The sequence below is a fragment of the Psychrobacter sp. TWP2-1-2 genome, assembly GCF_049896785.1.
In the GTDB taxonomy this organism is placed as follows: domain Bacteria; phylum Pseudomonadota; class Gammaproteobacteria; order Pseudomonadales; family Moraxellaceae; genus Psychrobacter.
This window is the reverse complement of record NZ_JAFCVA010000013.1, coordinates 1-18,095: the sequence shown is the minus strand read 5'-3', so window position 1 is coordinate 18,095 and position 18,095 is coordinate 1. Positions and strand designations below refer to the sequence as shown.

The window sequence follows — 18,095 nt, the reverse complement described above, 5'->3', positions numbered from 1 at the left end:
GTTCTATCATTGATAAAAGATGATGCTTTTCTCAAAACGTAAGTTTGTTATGTTCGAACTGTCCATGTTGTAAAAAGTACTTGGTTTGTGCGGCTACTGTTTTATCGACCAGCATCCCAGTATGCGAAACTGGTAAAACTATATGATCCGTGGCAGCCTCTATTTTGGTTTCTTCTATATATACGGTGCCATCGTGTAGTAGATGTTCTACTGATGGCATATTATTTGTCTTACGCAGTTTGCGATTATGATATTGTAAAAACAGTTGACCCAAACCGTAGGGGCGATTACCCGCAATCACCCCAAGGGTAATATGCTCCGGTAAAGGTGCAACGCTGCCATCTAAGGCATCGACGTATGAACTCCCTACCACAGCTGGGGTTAAGCGCCAAATGTAGTCAGCACATACACTGCCTACATGCGGTGTCCCAAGTGTCACGCAGCGTCCTATCTGCCACTGCGGATATGCAGTGACAAAATCACGAATAATCAGACCGCCCAAACTATGACCGACCAAATCTATCGGTTGGTCAGGGTGATGATGGTTTTCTAGCCAGCTATTTAGGCGGGCACTATTGGTTTTGATACCGTCACGCATACTACGATAACCGAATTGATGAGTATCAAATCCTGTTGCTTGCAAGCGTTTGGCCAGTGGTCGCATGATCCAAGCGGTTTGGTGCAGACCATGGATGAGAATGACAAGATTGTTTTTCTGCATAGTTAATTCTAACCAAGTAAATAATGTGAATAGATTGATAGCTATTTTATTATAGCGCTAAATATTAGCCGCAAAATAAAAACCTCCAAGTCAGCTGCTGACTTGGAGGTTTATTTTTAGCTTTTGTGAAATATTAAAACTAGGACTATATAAAACTTATGTTACATATAGTTTTCGATACTTGGGCAAGAGCACATAAGGTTTTTATCACCATAAGCGTCATCGACACGTGCCACACTCGGCCAAAACTTATGAGCACGAATGTAAGGCAGTGGGAATGCAGCGGTATCACGGCTATATGGGTGTGTCCATTCGCTGTTGGTGACCATCGCAGCGGTGTGCGGCGCGTTGACCAGTGGGTTGTCTTCTAACGTCCAACCCTCTTCGCCAGCTTTGGCTTTCATTGCTTCGGCTTTGATAGATTTTAGGGCACTGATGAAACGATCTAATTCTTCTTTAGATTCAGACTCAGTTGGTTCAATCATCAAGGTGCCCGCAACTGGGAAGCTCATCGTTGGTGAGTGGAAACCGTAATCCATCAAGCGCTTAGCAATATCGCTTTCACTGATGCCCGTCTCTTCTTTCAACGGACGAATATCGATGATACATTCGTGTGCGACGCGACCGTTTTTGCCCGTATAAAGGACAGGGTAGTGGTCTTTTAATTGAGCAGCGACATAGTTAGCATTTAATAGCGCAAGCTCAGTGGCTTTTAGCAGACCATCACGACCCATCATGGCAATGTACATCCATGAAATTGGTAAAATGCTTGCTGAACCATAAGGGGCTGCCGATACGGCCGAGCAGTCTTTTTGCGCATTATGCACCGGGCTCAATGTATGATTGGCCATAAAGGGTGCTAAATGCGATTTCATGCCGATAGGGCCCATGCCTGGACCGCCGCCGCCATGCGGGATGCAGAAGGTTTTATGCAAGTTCATGTGCAATACATCAGCGCCAACGTCAGCTGGTTGCATCATGCCAACCTGTGCATTCATATTGGCACCATCCATATAAACCTGACCGCCATGTTTATGAATGAGGTCACAGATTTTACGGATGCCTTCTTCAAACACGCCATGCGTCGATGGATAAGTAATCATCAATGCACCTAGATTGGCACTGTTTTCTTCACACTTAGCAGTTAGATCATCGATGTCAACGTTACCATTGTCATCAGTTTTAACCACGATTACTTTCATACCCATCATCATAGCTGTCGCAGGGTTGGTACCGTGCGCTGACTGAGGGATTAAACAAACATCACGGTCAGTTTCACCCAATGATTCATGATAGCGGCGAATCGCTAATAGACCCGCATACTCACCTGAAGCGCCAGAGTTTGGCTGCATAGACACATCATCAAAACCAGTAATCGCTTTAAGTTGGTCTTGTAGACTATCAATCATGGCGATATAGCCAGTGACTTGATCACGCGGTGCAAAAGGATGCACATTAGCAAATTCAGGCCAAGTAATCGGTAGCATTTCACTGGTGGCATTCAGTTTCATGGTACAGCTACCCAATGAAATCATGCTGCGGTTCATTGCCAAATCTTTGTCTTCAAGCGATTTTAAATAACGCAGCATTTCGTGTTCAGTATGATGCGAGTTAAATACTGGATGCGATAAAATAGGATCGGTACGCAAGTGCGCACTATCAAGAGAAACGCGAGCGTCTTCTGGTAGGTCATGTGCTTTACTAACAAACAGTTGAGTTAGGACGCTAAAATCTTGTTGATCGCTGGTTTCACTAAAGGCGACGCTTAATTTGGTTTCACCAAGACGCCATAAGTTATAGCCTACATTGTCAGCATTTTCGAAAATTTGAGTGGCCAGTTTTTCTGAGCCACAATCAATCACAACGCTGTCAAAGAATTGGTCATGTACGACATTTAAGTTGCTGTCGTTAGCATGTTTGATGACATCTGCAAAGGCAGTCGCAAACGCATGGATACGAGTAGCGATACGTTTTACGCCACCTGGACCATGATAAACGGCATACATACCGGCTAGGTTGGCAAGCAATACTTGCGAGGTACAGATGTTTGAGTTGGCTTTTTCGCGGCGGATATGCTGCTCACGAGTTTGTAGTGCCATACGGAGGGCAGTATTGCCTTGTGAATCTTTAGAGACACCGATGATACGACCAGGCGCTGAGCGCTTAGCTTTATCAGAGAAGGCAAAGTAAGCAGCATGTGGACCGCCAAAGCCCATTGGAATACCAAAACGCTGCGTGCTACCTAAAGCGACGTCTGCGCCCATATCTGCTGGTGATTTCAATAGCACCAAACTCATGATGTCACTGACGACACTCACATAAGTTTTGTTTTTCTTCACAGCAGTAATGACGTCGGTTAAGTCTTTAACATCGCCTTCAACACCGACGTACTGGAAGAGAGCACCAAAATAATCGCCTGATTTAGCCAGTTCAAAATCACCAACCACCACTTCCCAACCAAAGTACTTGGCACGGGTATTGATGACATCTAATGTTTGTGGATAGATACGGTCATCAACAAAAAACTGCGTTGATTTGCTTTTGCTCACACGCTTTGACATTGCCATGGCTTCTGCTGCTGCGGTTGCTTCATCAAGCAAGGATGCGCCAGCGAGCTCAAGACCAGTCAAATCAATACATACTTGTTGGAAGTTAAGCAAGGCTTCTAGACGACCTTGGGCAATCTCTGCCTGATAAGGCGTATAAGCTGTGTACCAGCCTGGATTTTCAAGGACGTTACGCTGAATGACCGCAGGCATACGTACTGGCGAGTAGCCTTGTCCGATATAGCTCTTATTAACAGTGATGTCATCTGCCATGGTACGCAATTTGGCAAGCGCGGCATGCTCACTCATCGCCACTGGCAAATCTAGCTCTTTATGCAAGCGCACTGGTTCAGGCACGGTATCGTTGATGAAGCTCGCCATGTCTTGATAACCAACGGCACTGAGCAGGTCAGCTTGCTTGGTCTCATTAGAGCCTAGATGACGATAGACAAATTCAGCTTCGTTGAATAAACCTTTAAAGGTATCAAACGTTGGGTTTTGCGAGATAGTCATGACAATCCTTGGTTAAGGGAGTAATAAAGGGATGGCTAAAATAAATAGTAATAATAACTAATGACGGTTTAAGATTTTATACGTAATGAACAAATTGCTTTTGGTCAAAGCGGAACTGGCTGTTGTAAACGCCATTATCAGCGCGCTCACCAGCACCAATCATCATAATGATATGTTGATCGTCGCTTAAATTTAATAAGCGCTTCATGGCAGGCTCATCAAAACCACCCATCGGACAGCTATCAAAGCCATGCGCGCGTAGTGCAAGCATTAGGTTTTCAGCCGCAAGGGCGGTATTGTTGGTTGCCCAGTTTTTGGTGTCTTCAAAAGTATAGTAAGGTGATTTAATCGGACCTTTTACCCGTCTGACCACTTGAGTCGCACCCCATTTAGCCGCTGATACCACATTGACAGGTCCTCGTAAGAAGTCCATGGCAACGACTTTGGTGTAGTAGTCTTTGACCTTTTTGGGTACTGGCTTATCAGGGTATTCGCGCAATATTTGCTTGGCATGGTCATGCCACACATCGGTGCGCGCAACGACTGCGATTAAACGCGCGGCGGTTTTCGCTGCATTTTGATTCATGCAGTTTTTCACCGCGCGTTTGCGCTTGTCCGCATCATCAATCACATAAAATTCCCACGGCTGTAGATTGCTAGAGTTTGGCGCAAGCATGGCCAAACGCAAACAGTCTGCTAACACATCATCAGGTATCTTTGTGTCGGTAAAGCGGCGGACTGAACGACGTGATTCAACCACCTCACGAAACGCTTGCAGCTGCGGTGTATTATCAGGCGTGGCAAATTTTTCTTGAGAACTTGCTTGAGCGTTTGCTTGATTATCAGTGTCAGGGGTCATATGAGAATCCATGCTGGAGATTAAGTGATCAACTTGGGGCAGTATTGAGTACGTCTCTTTAATAGCGCCTGACAAGTAGTTGATATGAATAAATCAGATAGCGATTGGACGCAATAAATTGAGCGATAAACATTCTAAGAAAAAGCGTACAGATATCAGCTGGCGCCAATATCTGTCATAACAAGTTGTGTTTTTTAAGGTTATAAGTAGCGGCATTTAAATAAAATACCGCTTTTAGGCGAGAGAGTGAAGCTGCTATTACAGCTCGTTTTCGTATTCATCAGCAGTTAGCAGTGCTTCATAGTCAGCGATGTTGTCAGGCTTCATTCTAAAGAACCAACCTTCGCCATATGGGTCAGAGTTAATGATTTCTGGATCGTCTTCTAGGGCTTCGTTGATGGCAACGACTTCACCTGAGATAGGTGCATAAACGTCAGAAGCAGCTTTTACTGATTCAACTACAGAGATTTCGTCATCAACAGCGATGATGTCGCCCACGTCTGGCAATTCAACAAACACCACGTCACCCAATAGGTCTTGAGCATGGTCAGTGATACCAACAGTGATAGTACCGTCGTCTTCTAAGCGTAACCACTCGTGGCTGGCGATGTATTTTAGTTCTGCTGGGATATTGCTCATGGTCTCTCTCCTAAGTGATAGAGGATGGTTAACAAAAATAGTGGACGTTAATAATAGGGTTTATAATGCCTACGAGTCAAACTGCTGTTTGCCATTACGGACAAACGGTAGCTTAAGAACACGCACATCAACGAACTTGCCTTTGCCGCGCAGATCGACCTGAACGCTATCATCATCTGATACGCTGGCAGGCACACGGGCAATCGCAATTGAATTTTTTAGACTAGGGGAGAATGTACCACTGGTGATAAGACCCGTTTGTTCATTGTCCGTGCCTTGATTGATGGTGACTGTCATGCCTTCACGCAATACGCCGCGTGTCGTTAGCAACAAGCCAACTTGCTTCATGGCTGTGTTGTCATCTTTGGACTGTTGGCGTTTACTGACCAAAGCGTCACGACCGACAAAATCACGATCGTCTTTTAACGCGAGTGTCCAGCCCATGTTGCATTCGTAAGGACTGACGTTGTCGTCCATGTCATGACCATAGAGGTTCATGCCAGCTTCCATACGCAAGGTATCACGCGCGCCAAGACCGGCAGGTTTTATGCCATTGGCTTTTAATTGTTCAAAAAACGCTAGTGCATCATCACCATGCATAATGACTTCGACGCCATCTTCACCGGTATAGCCAGTCCGAGCGACGAACCAATCTTTGCCTTCGATGTCTGTTAAATCAGCACCAACGAAAGGCTTAAGACCAGCTAAAGTATCTGCCCAGCTAGGTTTGGTTTGCGCGAGTTTTTCAACAGCGTTTGGTCCTTGCACGGCAATCATGGCAAGCTCTGGACGCTCAGTGATGCTGATGTCAAAACCTTCGGCGACTTTATCAAATTGTGCCATGTCTTTATCACGAGTAGCAGCGTTTGAGACGATACGATATTCAGTAGCGTCTTCGTTCATTAGGTAAACGATTAAGTCATCGATGACGCCACCTTGCTCGTTGAGCATGCCAGAATATAACGCTTTACCGACGGTTTTGAGTTTATCGACATCATTGGCCAGTAGCTTTTGTAGCCATGCTTTGGTATCGCTACCTGTGACATCAGCGACGACCATATGTGAGACATCAAACATACCAGCATCAGTACGTACCGCTTCGTGCTCTTCGATTTGCGAACCATAATGGATTGGTAATTCCCAACCAGAAAAATCCACTAGCTTGCCGTCACTATCAACGTGAGACTGATAAAGAGGTGTGCGTTTAGGGGCTGAAGTGTTGGCGCTTTGAGCAGTATTATCTTGAGTAGTGGTCATAACAAATCCTTATGTGGACATCAGCTGCATTCGATAACCAGTCGTAAAAACAAGTATCAAAGTATGAGGGCTGATGTGCCTTATCATAGTAGCGAGAAGCAATATTGCAAGGTGCAAACATTGCAACCAAGGGTAGCACAGAAAAATAGCGCAATCCGCCAAACAGACGCTGAACGTCGGTTTAAGCAAAAGCCCTATCTGTCCTGTAACCTGAGATTTTCAACACGAACCATCATTGCACGTTTTTAAAAGCATCAGCCTTAAAAAACCAAATTAAATGATGTCGCATTTTCTCCCCTTCGGTGGGTAAGGCGTCGTCCGTCCTTACCGCTCTCCAGATTTGTTATGCCTTATGTTTGGGTGTGCTACGCAATTGATGGTAGACAGCGAAACAGTCGTGACATGTGTTTTTCAGTCCTTTTACCTGAGCGATTGGCAGGGTGGATGCGCCTTCGGTGGTCAAGTAGCAATTATCAGCGCCAGCTCATTAATATGAACGCACTTGATATTGTGCTCAAGACTCTCTCCTGAAAAACGCTTTTATTATGAAAGGTTCACCGCGCTTTTACAAGTCATCTAGGCGATTAAAGTGAATAATTTTGGCAAAAATGATTTTTTGTGAGAATAATCAATACCGTATCGATAAGTAAAGCGTTTTACGTTTGGTAGGTAGTGGTCAATTTAGCACGAATGCCCATCGTAAAACGTAAAGCGACTACTGATATTCACCCAAAATATGCTAATCTATGGCGATAGTTTCTGATAGGTCATTATTATGCATTGTGATATTTATAAATTCCCCAAACATAACGATATGTATGTCTATATTGCCCGTCCTGATTATCCTGACGATACCGATGAGATTAAAGATTGGCTTGGCGTATTACCAAAAGATTTTCGTGCCAGTTTAGGGCGCAGTAAATTTGTGATGCACTTGGACTTAGCCACTACGCCGACGCTTGCGCGCGTTGATAAAGCAGAGGTACTGGCAAAATTACAGTCGCAAGGGTATTTTGTACAAATGCCACCGCAAGATGTGATGCGCCGCCAAGCGGAATTACGTGCGCGTGAAGCACAAGACAATATTTATGATTAATGGGTATTTTTGAAGCGAGTTTTTAATCAGCCTCTTTTGACTATGTTGCATGACAGCCAGCAAGAAAAAGTTTACGACACATTTGCGCTCATGCATTTTGGTAGAAAGTCGTGATAAACTAGCAGGCTATATGAGTGACAAGACAAAAAATACGTGGCGAGGCAAAAGGTCGTGTTTCAAGTGCTTATGTCTTAATTGCTTTTGACGATAATGTATTCGATATTATGGTTCGTTGAAATAGCACACTGTCTATCGTTAAGCGCGTAAACGCGCTGCACAATTTATAAACGCAGGTAACTACACACGCATGGACTGGTTAAAAGGTATTATAAACAGCTTACCGCTGGAAGCCATTAGTGATATTCTCGGCGAAATTGCTATTTGGTGGGGACAGCTGGTAAAAGACGTGCCACCCGCAGACTTACCGATGTACGCGTATTTGGGTGGTGTCGTTATTGTGTTGGTATTGTGGTTGCTGGTCGCTCGTATGCTGCCGCGGCCGTTGGGCGGTATGAGTTGGATGATATTGTTTGCTGTGTTATTGGCACCAGGTACTGCCCTTGGCGATCCAAGTGTGATTGCCCCCGCTAGTATCGCCGTGGTTTATGCGATTATGATGAAGGACACGGCTGGCGCGATTACCAATATGCTGCCGATACTCGTCGTGTTAGTGGTTGGCTTGTTTGTGGGCTTCGTCTGGCAGCTTATTCGCGGTGCTTTTGAGTCAAGTCTAGACAAAGCGCGGAGTCGTACTGCAGAAGATACACAAGCGACCATGCAGCTGACGACTGGCAATTATTTGACAGAAGGCACGACTTTAACCGATCAAGCCACTGTGGCTGAACCGTCTAATAAAACGCCTTTAGCGGCTAATCCTAAAGCAGACGTTAGCTTAAAAAAAGACAGCAGTTTAGCTAAAAAGCCTAATATGGAAAAGCTCGATAAGTAGTAAAGCAACATCAATAAAGTGCCATCAGTAAAGCGAAGTCAGTAAAGTGATATTAAAGTTTTGCTAGCGATGATTGGAGCTTTGCTTTTATAGTAGCTATATAAAAGACGCTATCAATAAAAATACTGTGAATGAAAAGCACCATAAAAAAAGACACCATGCGTGTCTTTTTTTATGAAAAAACGTTTTATGACTGTGCCGACCAACCGTCAAAAGGCGTTCAAGGTATCTATTATTTTTCAACAACTGCGAACGCATGAGTATTTTGGCAATCAATCATGCTGTGCTAATCTAAATGATTATTTATTTGCCATCAATTGCCTTTAAGCCTTTTCTGGCTCTTGATCGCCCTAATCTATAACAATAACTGAGACTTGATTATGACCACGACTGATAAAACGAAAAAAAGCTTTACTGGTACGCAAAACTATATTGCCACTGACGATTTGCAGCTGGCGGTCAATGCAGCGACGACGTTACAAAAACCACTATTGATTAAAGGTGAGCCAGGCACCGGTAAGACATTATTGGCGGAGGAGGTCTCTGAAAGCTTAGGGATGCCGCTAATTACGTGGCACATCAAGTCAACCACCAAAGCGGAGCAAGGGTTGTATGAGTACGATGCCGTATCGCGCTTGCGTGACTCGCAACTGGGTGATGATAAGGTTTATGAGATTGGCAACTATATCAAGCCCGGTAAGTTATGGGAGGCATTTACCAGTAACGAGCGCAGTGTATTATTAATTGATGAAATTGATAAAGCCGATATCGAGTTCCCAAATGACTTGCTGCATGAGCTTGATAAAATGTCTTTTTATGTCTATGAGACGGGAGAAACCATCACTGCTGCGCAGCGTCCAGTGGTAATTATCACTTCAAACAATGAAAAAGAGTTGCCCGATGCTTTCTTGCGTCGCTGCTTTTTCCATTATATTGACTTTCCAGAAGAAGAAACCATGCGTCAAATCATTGACGTGCATTTCCCTAATATCCAAGAAAAGCTGGTCAATGATGCGCTGGATATTTTTTATAAGCTGCGTAATGTCCAAGGGCTTAAAAAGCCACCATCAACCTCAGAATTGGTCGATTGGTTAACGTTGCTACTGGCTGATGATATGGCGCAAGCAGAGTTAGAAGAAAACTTGCGTGGTGAAAAGTCTATTCCACCGTTATATGGCGCGCTGCTTAAAAATGAAGCCGATGTGAGCTTGTTGCAACGCTTTGCTAATATAATGCGCCGTTAAGCAACAGACTATTTTCAAAATGACGATACGCCCTAATAAAATGGCTTCACTCGTCACCATATCAGCCAATAAGCGATGCGACTCTTATGTTTATCAAATTGTTCTATACCTTACGTACTTATGGTGTGCCAGTCAGTACGCGTGAGCTGCTTGACCTAAATGCCGCGTTAGATCAAGGGCTGATGATGCAGCAGCATCCTGAAAATCCAGAGCTGTCTACCTTTGCCAGTCGTGAGGATATGTACCGGCTGATTCGGCTTTGTATGGTCAAAGACGAGCGCCATTTTGATAAATTCGATCGAGCAATGGCAGATTATTTTGAAGGCGTCGACAGTCTAGATATGGATGAGCTATTGGCTAAATTGACGGACATTCCTAAAGAGTGGCTTGACTTAAAATTAGATCCAAAAAACCTAACCGAAGAGCAGCGGCGCTTGCTGAAAAAATACGGCTCATTAGAGGAGCTGATGAAAGCGCTTGAAGAGCGTCTCAAAGAGCAAAAAGAGCGTCATCAAGGCGGTAGTAAGTGGGTTGGTACAGGCGGTACATCGCCATTTGGGGCTTATGGTGATCATCCAGAAGGGGTGCGCGTTGGCGGTGAATCGCGTAAACGTAGCGCCGCAAAAGTCTGGGAGCAGCGTAAATACCGCAACCTTGATGATGACAGTCAGCTTGGTACCCGTCAAATTCAAATGGCACTACGAAACTTGCGCCAGTTTGCTCGTACCGGTAGCGCCGATGAGCTAGACATTCATGAGACTATTAAACGCACAGCAAAAAAAGGCGTGCTCGATATCCATATGCAAGCTGAGCGTCGTAATCGTGTCAAAGTATTGATGCTGTTTGATGTAGGTGGCAGTATGGATGTCCATGTTGAAGCCTTAGAAAAGCTATTTTCAGCGGCTAGAAATGAATTTAAAACCTTAGAGTTTTTTTACTTTCATAACTGTTTGTATGACTATGTTTGGAAGGACAATAATCGTCGCCATAGTGCGCCGATGCCTACCTTTGAGCTGCTCAATAAATACGGTCGTGAATATCGCGTTATCTTCGTCGGCGATGCGTCAATGTCGCCATATGAGCTGATGACAGTTGGTGGTAGCGTTGAATATATGAACAATGAGGCGGGTATTGTTTGGTTAAAAAGGGTATTGGCGCATTTTGATAAAGTCGCTTGGCTCAATCCTGAAGATCCCGCATATTGGCAATATACGCAAACCATCGTTGAAATTAAGAAACTATTCGACAATAAAATGTATCCGATGACCTTACATGGGGTAGAAGAGATGACCAATTATCTAGCGCGTTAGTTTTGACGTTTGAATAAAGATACGCCCTAACTTAGAAAACCTGTTAATCCTCATGTTTTTTGATAAAAGCAGCCGTTATGACAGCATAGCGGCTGCTTTTTTGTCGAAAATAATCAGTTTTGCAGTCACACGGCATTGGTATGCTAAGTAAAGTGTGATAACATTCATTTAAGATGAATGTTATAGAAGCATTTTGACTGGTTCGGCGAAAAATTTGATGACAAGAATTTGATAATCGTTTGTAAAAATCAGTCGTCGTTGCTTATTTAAGCACTTCATTTTTCATATGTTAATCAACCAATCAATGTAATGAACTTATGCCATTTTCAACCATTTTAGTAGCAAAAAAGCGCGTGCAAGTACTATATTCAGTAGACTAAACGAGTTTGACATCGCTCCTCACATGTTTTGGAATTGGTACTAATAAGAGAGACAGTATGGCCTCACCAAAGACTTTAGAAATCGTCACCGCAACTGTTCCCGTCCTTGAAGAGCATGGAACGGCAATCACCACGGTGTTTTATAAAAATATGTTTGAAGAGCATCCCGAGCTGTTGGACATATTTAACGAAACCAATCAAAAATTGGGTCGTCAACAGACGGCTCTAGCAACGACCGTGTTAGCTGCTGCTAAGCACTTGGATAAATTGGCGACGTTATTGCCACAAGTCACGCAAATCAGCCACAAGCATCGTGCTTTACAAATTTTGCCTGAGCATTATCCTATCGTTGGTAAGCATTTAATCGGTGCAATCAAGGAAGTGCTGGGCGAGGCTGCCAATGACGATATCATCGATGCTTGGACTGAAGCTTATGATGAGATTGCCTCAGTATTTATCCAGATTGAACATGGCATGTATGAGGAGGCGATGTGGCAGGGTTTTGCGCCTTTTGTAGTGACTAAAAAGGTAGCAGCTGCTACGGATATTGCGGCTTTTACAGTTGTACCAGCCAAGGATAATGCAGAAAGTCATCAAGAGATCGACCTGAGCAAATTGACTTTAACCGCAGGTCAGTACATCACAGTGAAAACAGATCCAAAAGACAGTGACCATGTTGCGCTACGTCATTACTCTTTGTACTCTGCTAGTACCGATGCAGGCATTCAGTTTGCGGTCAGACGCGATAACCGCAATGAGCATCATGGTTTGGTCTCTAACTATATGCACGACCAATTAGAAGTGGGTGACACGGTTTTATTATCGGCACCAGCAGGTGACTTTGCGCTCAATCAAGACTTGGTACAGCAAAATGAGATTCCGCTAGTATTGATGAGTGCTGGTGTTGGTGTAACTCCTGTGCTATCTATGTTGGAAGCACAAGTATTAGCCAATCCAAAACGACCTATTATCTGGGTTTATGCTTGCCAAAATGATGCGCATCACGCTTTCAATACTGAAGTGGAGATGCTGTTAGAAAAGGCTGAGACTGTAGAGAAGTATGTCTTCTATTTTGAGTCTGGACAACTATTAGATGAGGCGTGGCTTGCTCAATTACCTAAGCCTGCTGATATTTATGTCTGTGGCTCGATGCCATTTATGGAAAGCATGATCGATGGGCTAGTGACGCTAGATCACGGTGTTGATAGCGTTCATTATGAACCGTTTGGTCCCAAGATGAGTTTGGGCGGTTAATTTTAGCTATTGTTAGCCATTAACTGTTGCTATTAATAAAAAAAGCACTTGGATGACAAAGTCGTCTCAAGTGCTTTTTATTCAGTGCAATTTATCTTATTTTTATCACTATTTTAAAAATGGATACATCGCCTAATCTTTATTTTCAACCAATCCAACCATCACACCCATCTCTTTTTTATCATGATTATCAATGCTGGGCGCATATAATGCCGACGCAATCCCGCCATCTAAAAACAGAGCATTCGGACAGTTTAAGTCATTCTTAAACAACGATGCAAATTGATAAAATGTCACCGGCTCATCACTATTAACAAATTTTATGTGGCCGTCATCACAAACACCTGCGCCATTACGAATCTTGAGTGAGGTGCTATCAGGATTAAACTGTGGATGTATCTCGTTATTGATAACCAACATAGGACCTGATTGGGTGGCGTACCAAGGCTTCGCTTCGCCGCTGTTAAGCTGCTCGTTTAAGGCGTTGCTTTCTGTGATATGTACTTTTCCAACTTTATCCCACCACAGCACACCATTGGGCAATAAATGGAAATTGCCACCGCCTTCTTTGAGATTTAGCGATTTGATCTCTTCACCGTCAATGATGGTATAGCCAATCGGTGCATAGTTCTCATTGTACATGCCGGCATTCATGGCAAAGTTAAGTGCTTGATTTTTTGGTAATGTCGCTAATAAAGTCTCGAAGGTGAGTAACGATTTCGTACTGTCAGGCTGCTGCCAAAACAATTTCAATGAATAGCGGCCATCCATCAACGCTTGAGCGTCAATGCTACAAACACTATAAGAAAATGGTGCATCCTGAGTCTGGCACGACCAGTTTTGTGTCTCGCTGTCAGCAGCATCAGTGCTTATCGGTTGGCAAGCACTGACACTTAGCAAGAATAGGGCGACTGCTCCTAAAGGTAAGGGAAGAGCGAAATTTAGCATCAATGATATATCTTTTATAGTATGGAGTGAGATATAAATAGTCAGGGCTCACGGATTTTTGATCGCTAAATCTCAATCACTGCTAGGCGGAAATTCGCGAAAAGTATTGTTGACGTTGCCGATTAACTGCCCACCGCCAGTGATACTCGCAAAGTTACCAAGGCTCTGTTCCACCGATGTGGTGGTTTCTCTGCCTTTATCCCGTGAGTCTTTATTATAAGCAATGAGAGCGTCATCATTGGCTAAAAAGCTATCCGGGTTCGCCATGACCCACATCTGATTAAACACATCTGCGCGGGCGCTATTATTGAGTAGCGCTCCCTTATCGGTAAAATAAAAGAACTTCGATAATAGTTTTATCTGCCCATCATCGAGGCGGCGCGCGATATGATACGGTTGTAATTGGCTTGGGTGTTGTAAGCCGACCGCACCGACGATACTGGCTAGGGATTTCAGAGTGTTTTTATGGAAGCTTGCGACACGCTCAGCTTTGCTTGGTACATCCAGCGCTTTTTGACGATACGGGTCTTGGGTGGCAACGCCAGTCGGGCAAGTGTTGGTATGGCACGAACGTGATTGAATACAGCCAACAGCAAACATAAAGCCGCGCGCTGAATTACACCAGTCTGCACCCAAGGCAATCATACGGGCAATATCGAAACCAGAGACGATTTTCCCGCTCACGCCAAGTTTGATCTTATCGCGAATGCCTGCGCCGACCAAAGTATTGTGTATTAATAAAAATCCTTCAACCATAGGCATGCCGACGTTGTCCATAAATTCGACAGGAGCCGCGCCAGTACCGCCTTCTGCGCCATCGATGACGATAAAATCAGGATAGTTATCGGTTTCAATCATGGCTTTCACAATGGCCATAAACTGCCAAGGCTGACCAACACAAAGTTTGAAGCCAACAGGTTTGCCGCCTGACAACTCACGCAGTTGTTGCCAAAAAGCCACCAATTCTCGCGGGGTACTAAAGGCTGTATGCGATGAGGGCGACACACAATCTTGACCTGTCAATACTTGACGGGTATCAGCGATTTCTTGGGTGATTTTCTCCGCGGGTAGCACGCCACCTTTACCAGGTTTTGCCCCTTGAGATAATTTGATTTCAATCATTTTTACTTGTGGATCAACCGCTTTTTCGGCAAAAGACTGCGGGTCAAAATTGCCACTATCATCACGGCAACCAAAATACCCTGTACCTAGCTCCCAAATCAAATCACCACCGAACTTGCGATGATAAGGGCTGATAGCCCCTTCACCCGTATCATGAGTAAAGCCGCCCATTTTTGCGCCTTGATTGAGCGCCATAATCGCGTTAGCCGATAAGCTGCCAAAGCTCATCGCCGAGATATTAAATACCGACATATCATGTGGCTGCTGACAACGCTCACCGCCAACCATAATACGAAAATCTTTGTTTTCTAGAGGTTGGCTAATCGCTGATTGTAAAAACCATTCTTTACCATTGGTGTATAAATTATCTAGCGTACCAAAGGCATTGGTGTCACTGACATTCTTAGCACGTTGGTAAATGAGCGCCCGCTGCTGGCGTGAAAACGGTACTTGCTCTTTGTCATTTTCTAGTAAATATTGACGAATTTCAGGACGAAAGTCTTCAAGCACATAACGAATGTGTCCGGCAACAGGATAGTTTTTCAAAATAGCATGCTTTGACTGTATGACGTCATAAATTCCCAAGCATACCCCAAACCCACCGAGAATAATTAACCACCAATTTAGCAATAGTAGACCTGCTAAAAATATTAGTATGGCAGCGCCAAAGGTGCTATAGCGCAGCAATAAGCCGACCAAATACGGAGAGTTGGTTTTAGGTTCAGGATTTAGATTGGTACGAGATTGGGGCATGGCTACACTCAACAGTAATACATAAATATTAAAAAGGTGACAATGATTTAAAGAGAGAGTAGGGTAAAAACCACCCTCTTATGACCATTATTGTTAGACACTGACAAAGCGCTCAGATTTATCGCCTACATCATACACATATGATATCACTGCATAGCAGTAATTGGGTAACAGAGTGCTACTGTTGATGTTGCTAGTGGCGTGATTTTAACAGACAACTTGTACCAAATTTTTCTGCTCATCGATCACTTTAAGCTTAATCTCAACGGGCAAAAATTGCTGAATGAGCCATGCTTGGGTTTCAGCGTGCTTACTAACGACACGTGCGGTAAACTCGCCACCGCCTGCTAACGCCAACGGTAAGAGTAATTGGTCTGTTAAGTACTCATCAACCAATGCATCGGTTTTAAAGAGATAACGTTTAACCAAACCTGCTAAGCGATTGCCCATCTTCTCCGCTGATGTGCGTTTTTCACCCAATAGCGTAAATATTTCGTGATGCAGACAATCGCCCCATTCATGAGTAACCTGTGCATAGCAAGTATTACCTTCACCGATACCGTTCAGCTTATTGGTTTTGGTGGTAATGAGCGTGTCATTCATTCCAGTTTCGAGCAGTTCTACTTTAGCGCTTGCAAGCTCACGTTTGCAGATATCGTATTCGAGATTTAGATTACTCGCGACTAGCTCTATACCGACCAACGCTCCGCGTTCAGTTAGCGTCAATGGTCGTGAGTCAGCACGGCGCATAAACGGTGTGATGACAGCACAAATCGAGCCGCCACCAATGGGCGCAAAGCCTGCTTGCACGCATTCGATACCCACGTGCATGCCTAATTTCGCTAATGCAGGGACGAACGCTTGCTGCAAAAAGTCCGTGGTTGGCGCGAGTGGATTGTGCGTGCTGCCTTTTATTGTTACGGTTGATACCGTTTGCGTGTTGGTATTGGCAAACAATAATGCTGGAAATAGTGTTTGTAGCACCAAACTGGTACTGCCAGCTGAGCCGATATCAAACGTATAATCGCCCGATTTCACTGTGCTTGGCGTAAAGGTGAACGCCATACTGCCCAAAACTGCACCTGTCACGGTGGCATTTGATATTTGCTGCGAGGCTTGTACACACATCAAGTGCTGACGCATCAATCCTGATTTGGCTCGCCCAGCGCGAATATTGGTAATCTCGATTGGTGTGCCTGTGAGCATGGATAGAGACAGTGCCGTGCGAATGATTTGCCCGCCACCTTCGCCTGTGCTGCCGTCGATTTTTAGCGGTTTGGTTTTTGTTTTAGTCATGAGTATTTATTATCTTTATTAGCAAATGAGTAAGGCTTCTGCGAGTTTCATTTTGGTTCTCTCTTATTTTTCATTTTCTAAGTATATTTTTTTTGTTCGAGAAATTTATTTTGAATTAAAATATCAGGGATATTGTTAAGAGCTTCCTTCTCGGCTTTGATTCTAACTGCAAAGACGAAGGAAAAAATAGCTGAACGCGTCAATTGCAAAACATGTTCTGCACTTTCAATAAATTCGGACTCAGAAATAAAAACTGGTTCTTCATAATAGGTTGAGACTTCAGTGCTTTCAGGTTTTTCATTCTCATAAACAAATACGAAGCTATGTTCCAAAGCGTTTCGCCACTGTTTGTAGAAACTAAGCTCGCCTTCCAACTTATGGTTTAAATCATAAGCTATACTATATAAACCAATCAAACCTTCATTATCATAAGCTTCGAACTTTTGAAGTCTGTCTTCGTTTTCAAGTTCCCAGAAAGTATGAAAAGATGAATGTCTGACTTTACCTTTATTGTTTTTAGACTGTAAATCAAACAATAAGGCTACAGCATTACCTATCTTGTCTAAAATACCAAAGCAAACTCTAAAAGCAGTACGGAGCTTTTCGATGTTTGTTCCTAGTAGCTCGTTGTCATATAGCTCTGCATAGCAAGCATCATCCTCGATATCGTTGTCTCTTTTAGCAAATTTATATTCATATAACATTAATCTGGCAAGACCAAATTCAGATTTAAGCCTATTTAGTACCTTTTCCATTGGTAATATGAAATCCCCAGAAATTGCTCTAGTAGGCATTGGAATATGTAAGTTATCACTTGCACTTCCATAGCATTTACAATATAAACCGTGTTCACTAAGGCTGAGAAAATTATCTAAACACCATCTGCGAAATTCTGATAATGATTGGTATTCCTGCTTATCTAAATGGCTATCATCTTCTATAGCTATTCCCATATCCAAACAATCTTTTTCAATATCACTATCTATTTTCTTAGCTCTTACGAGATAGGATTTCGCCCAATCAGGAGGTATACATTTTGATTCGCTTGCTTTTCTGTAACCTAAAGCTATTTCTTTACCCTGCTGAACAGGTAATCATCCCAACCATAAGACACTTATCAAATAGAATTAAGCTGCGTGGTTTAGTTTCTGCATTGGCGTAAAACCGCCATTGCCCATATTCGGGCGCTCGTGGTTGTAGTGATATAA

14 protein-coding genes and 2 riboswitches are annotated in these 18,095 nt (G+C 43.6%); of the genes, 5 read left to right on the top strand and 9 right to left on the bottom strand.

Translation table 11 applies throughout. The features are described from left to right. Window positions 1-31 precede the first annotated feature (31 nt). The 5 genes from ACP7AE_RS11485 to gcvT form a co-directional block, all read right to left on the bottom strand. Complete coding sequence (locus tag ACP7AE_RS11485) at window positions 32-721, bottom strand: esterase/lipase family protein (protein ID WP_426243194.1); 690 nt, start codon at window positions 719-721, stop codon at window positions 32-34. 161 nt (window positions 722-882) lie between these two features. Beyond that, a complete protein-coding gene (gcvP, locus tag ACP7AE_RS11480; protein WP_426243192.1) occupies window positions 883-3,780 on the bottom strand; it encodes an aminomethyl-transferring glycine dehydrogenase in 2,898 nt (965 codons plus the stop codon). Window positions 3,781-3,856: 76 nt separating this feature from the next. Next, the gene (locus ACP7AE_RS11475; protein ID WP_426243190.1) at window positions 3,857-4,639 is read right to left on the bottom strand and encodes a nitroreductase family protein; all 783 of its coding nucleotides are present in this window, start codon (window positions 4,637-4,639) and stop codon (window positions 3,857-3,859) included. Between the two features lie 258 nt (window positions 4,640-4,897). After that, window positions 4,898-5,278 carry a glycine cleavage system protein GcvH gene (gene gcvH, locus ACP7AE_RS11470; protein WP_011280078.1) on the bottom strand — a complete coding sequence of 127 codons (381 nt, stop codon included), beginning with the start codon at window positions 5,276-5,278 and terminating at the stop codon, window positions 4,898-4,900. Window positions 5,279-5,347: 69 nt separating this feature from the next. Next, on the bottom strand, window positions 5,348-6,535 hold the full coding sequence (gene gcvT / locus ACP7AE_RS11465) for a glycine cleavage system aminomethyltransferase GcvT (protein ID WP_426243188.1): 1,188 nt from the start codon (window positions 6,533-6,535) through the stop codon (window positions 5,348-5,350). Between the two features lie 188 nt (window positions 6,536-6,723). Next, window positions 6,724-6,883, bottom strand: a riboswitch (glycine riboswitch). A gap of 54 nt (window positions 6,884-6,937) precedes the next feature. Beyond that, a riboswitch (glycine riboswitch) is annotated at window positions 6,938-7,075 on the bottom strand. A gap of 235 nt (window positions 7,076-7,310) precedes the next feature. Here gcvT and ACP7AE_RS11460 point away from each other — a divergent pair. The 5 genes from ACP7AE_RS11460 (at window position 7,311) to ACP7AE_RS11440 (ending at window position 12,768) form a co-directional block, all read left to right on the top strand. After that, entirely contained in the window at window positions 7,311-7,631 is a 321-nt protein-coding gene (locus tag ACP7AE_RS11460) for a YcgL domain-containing protein (RefSeq protein WP_426243186.1), read from the top strand. A 307-nt stretch (window positions 7,632-7,938) separates the two neighbouring features. Beyond that, window positions 7,939-8,580, top strand: coding sequence for a hypothetical protein (locus tag ACP7AE_RS11455; RefSeq protein ID WP_045451384.1), 642 nt, complete (start codon window positions 7,939-7,941; stop codon window positions 8,578-8,580). A gap of 380 nt (window positions 8,581-8,960) precedes the next feature. Next, a complete protein-coding gene (locus tag ACP7AE_RS11450; RefSeq protein ID WP_426243184.1) occupies window positions 8,961-9,824 on the top strand; it encodes an AAA family ATPase in 864 nt (287 codons plus the stop codon). Between the two features lie 86 nt (window positions 9,825-9,910). After that, window positions 9,911-11,134, top strand: a complete 1,224-nt coding sequence (locus tag ACP7AE_RS11445; RefSeq protein WP_426243182.1) for a vWA domain-containing protein — start codon at window positions 9,911-9,913, stop codon at window positions 11,132-11,134. Between the two features lie 437 nt (window positions 11,135-11,571). Continuing rightward, window positions 11,572-12,768, top strand: coding sequence for a globin domain-containing protein (locus ACP7AE_RS11440; RefSeq protein ID WP_426243180.1), 1,197 nt, complete (start codon window positions 11,572-11,574; stop codon window positions 12,766-12,768). Between the two features lie 132 nt (window positions 12,769-12,900). On the opposite strand, the gene ACP7AE_RS11435 is transcribed toward ACP7AE_RS11440, so the two are convergent. The 4 genes from ACP7AE_RS11435 to ACP7AE_RS11420 form a co-directional block, all read right to left on the bottom strand. After that, complete coding sequence (locus ACP7AE_RS11435) at window positions 12,901-13,716, bottom strand: phosphodiester glycosidase family protein (protein ID WP_426243178.1); 816 nt, start codon at window positions 13,714-13,716, stop codon at window positions 12,901-12,903. A gap of 72 nt (window positions 13,717-13,788) precedes the next feature. Next, window positions 13,789-15,591: an FMN-binding glutamate synthase family protein gene (locus ACP7AE_RS11430; RefSeq protein WP_201539901.1), complete on the bottom strand. Its 1,803-nt coding sequence runs from the start codon at window positions 15,589-15,591 to the stop codon at window positions 13,789-13,791. 207 nt (window positions 15,592-15,798) lie between these two features. Next, window positions 15,799-16,887 carry an RNA 3'-terminal phosphate cyclase gene (gene rtcA / locus ACP7AE_RS11425; protein ID WP_426243176.1) on the bottom strand — a complete coding sequence of 363 codons (1,089 nt, stop codon included), beginning with the start codon at window positions 16,885-16,887 and terminating at the stop codon, window positions 15,799-15,801. A 77-nt stretch (window positions 16,888-16,964) separates the two neighbouring features. Then, the gene (locus ACP7AE_RS11420) at window positions 16,965-17,840 is read right to left on the bottom strand and encodes an LA2681 family HEPN domain-containing protein (protein ID WP_426243174.1); all 876 of its coding nucleotides are present in this window, start codon (window positions 17,838-17,840) and stop codon (window positions 16,965-16,967) included. Between the last annotated feature and the right edge of the window lie 255 nt (window positions 17,841-18,095).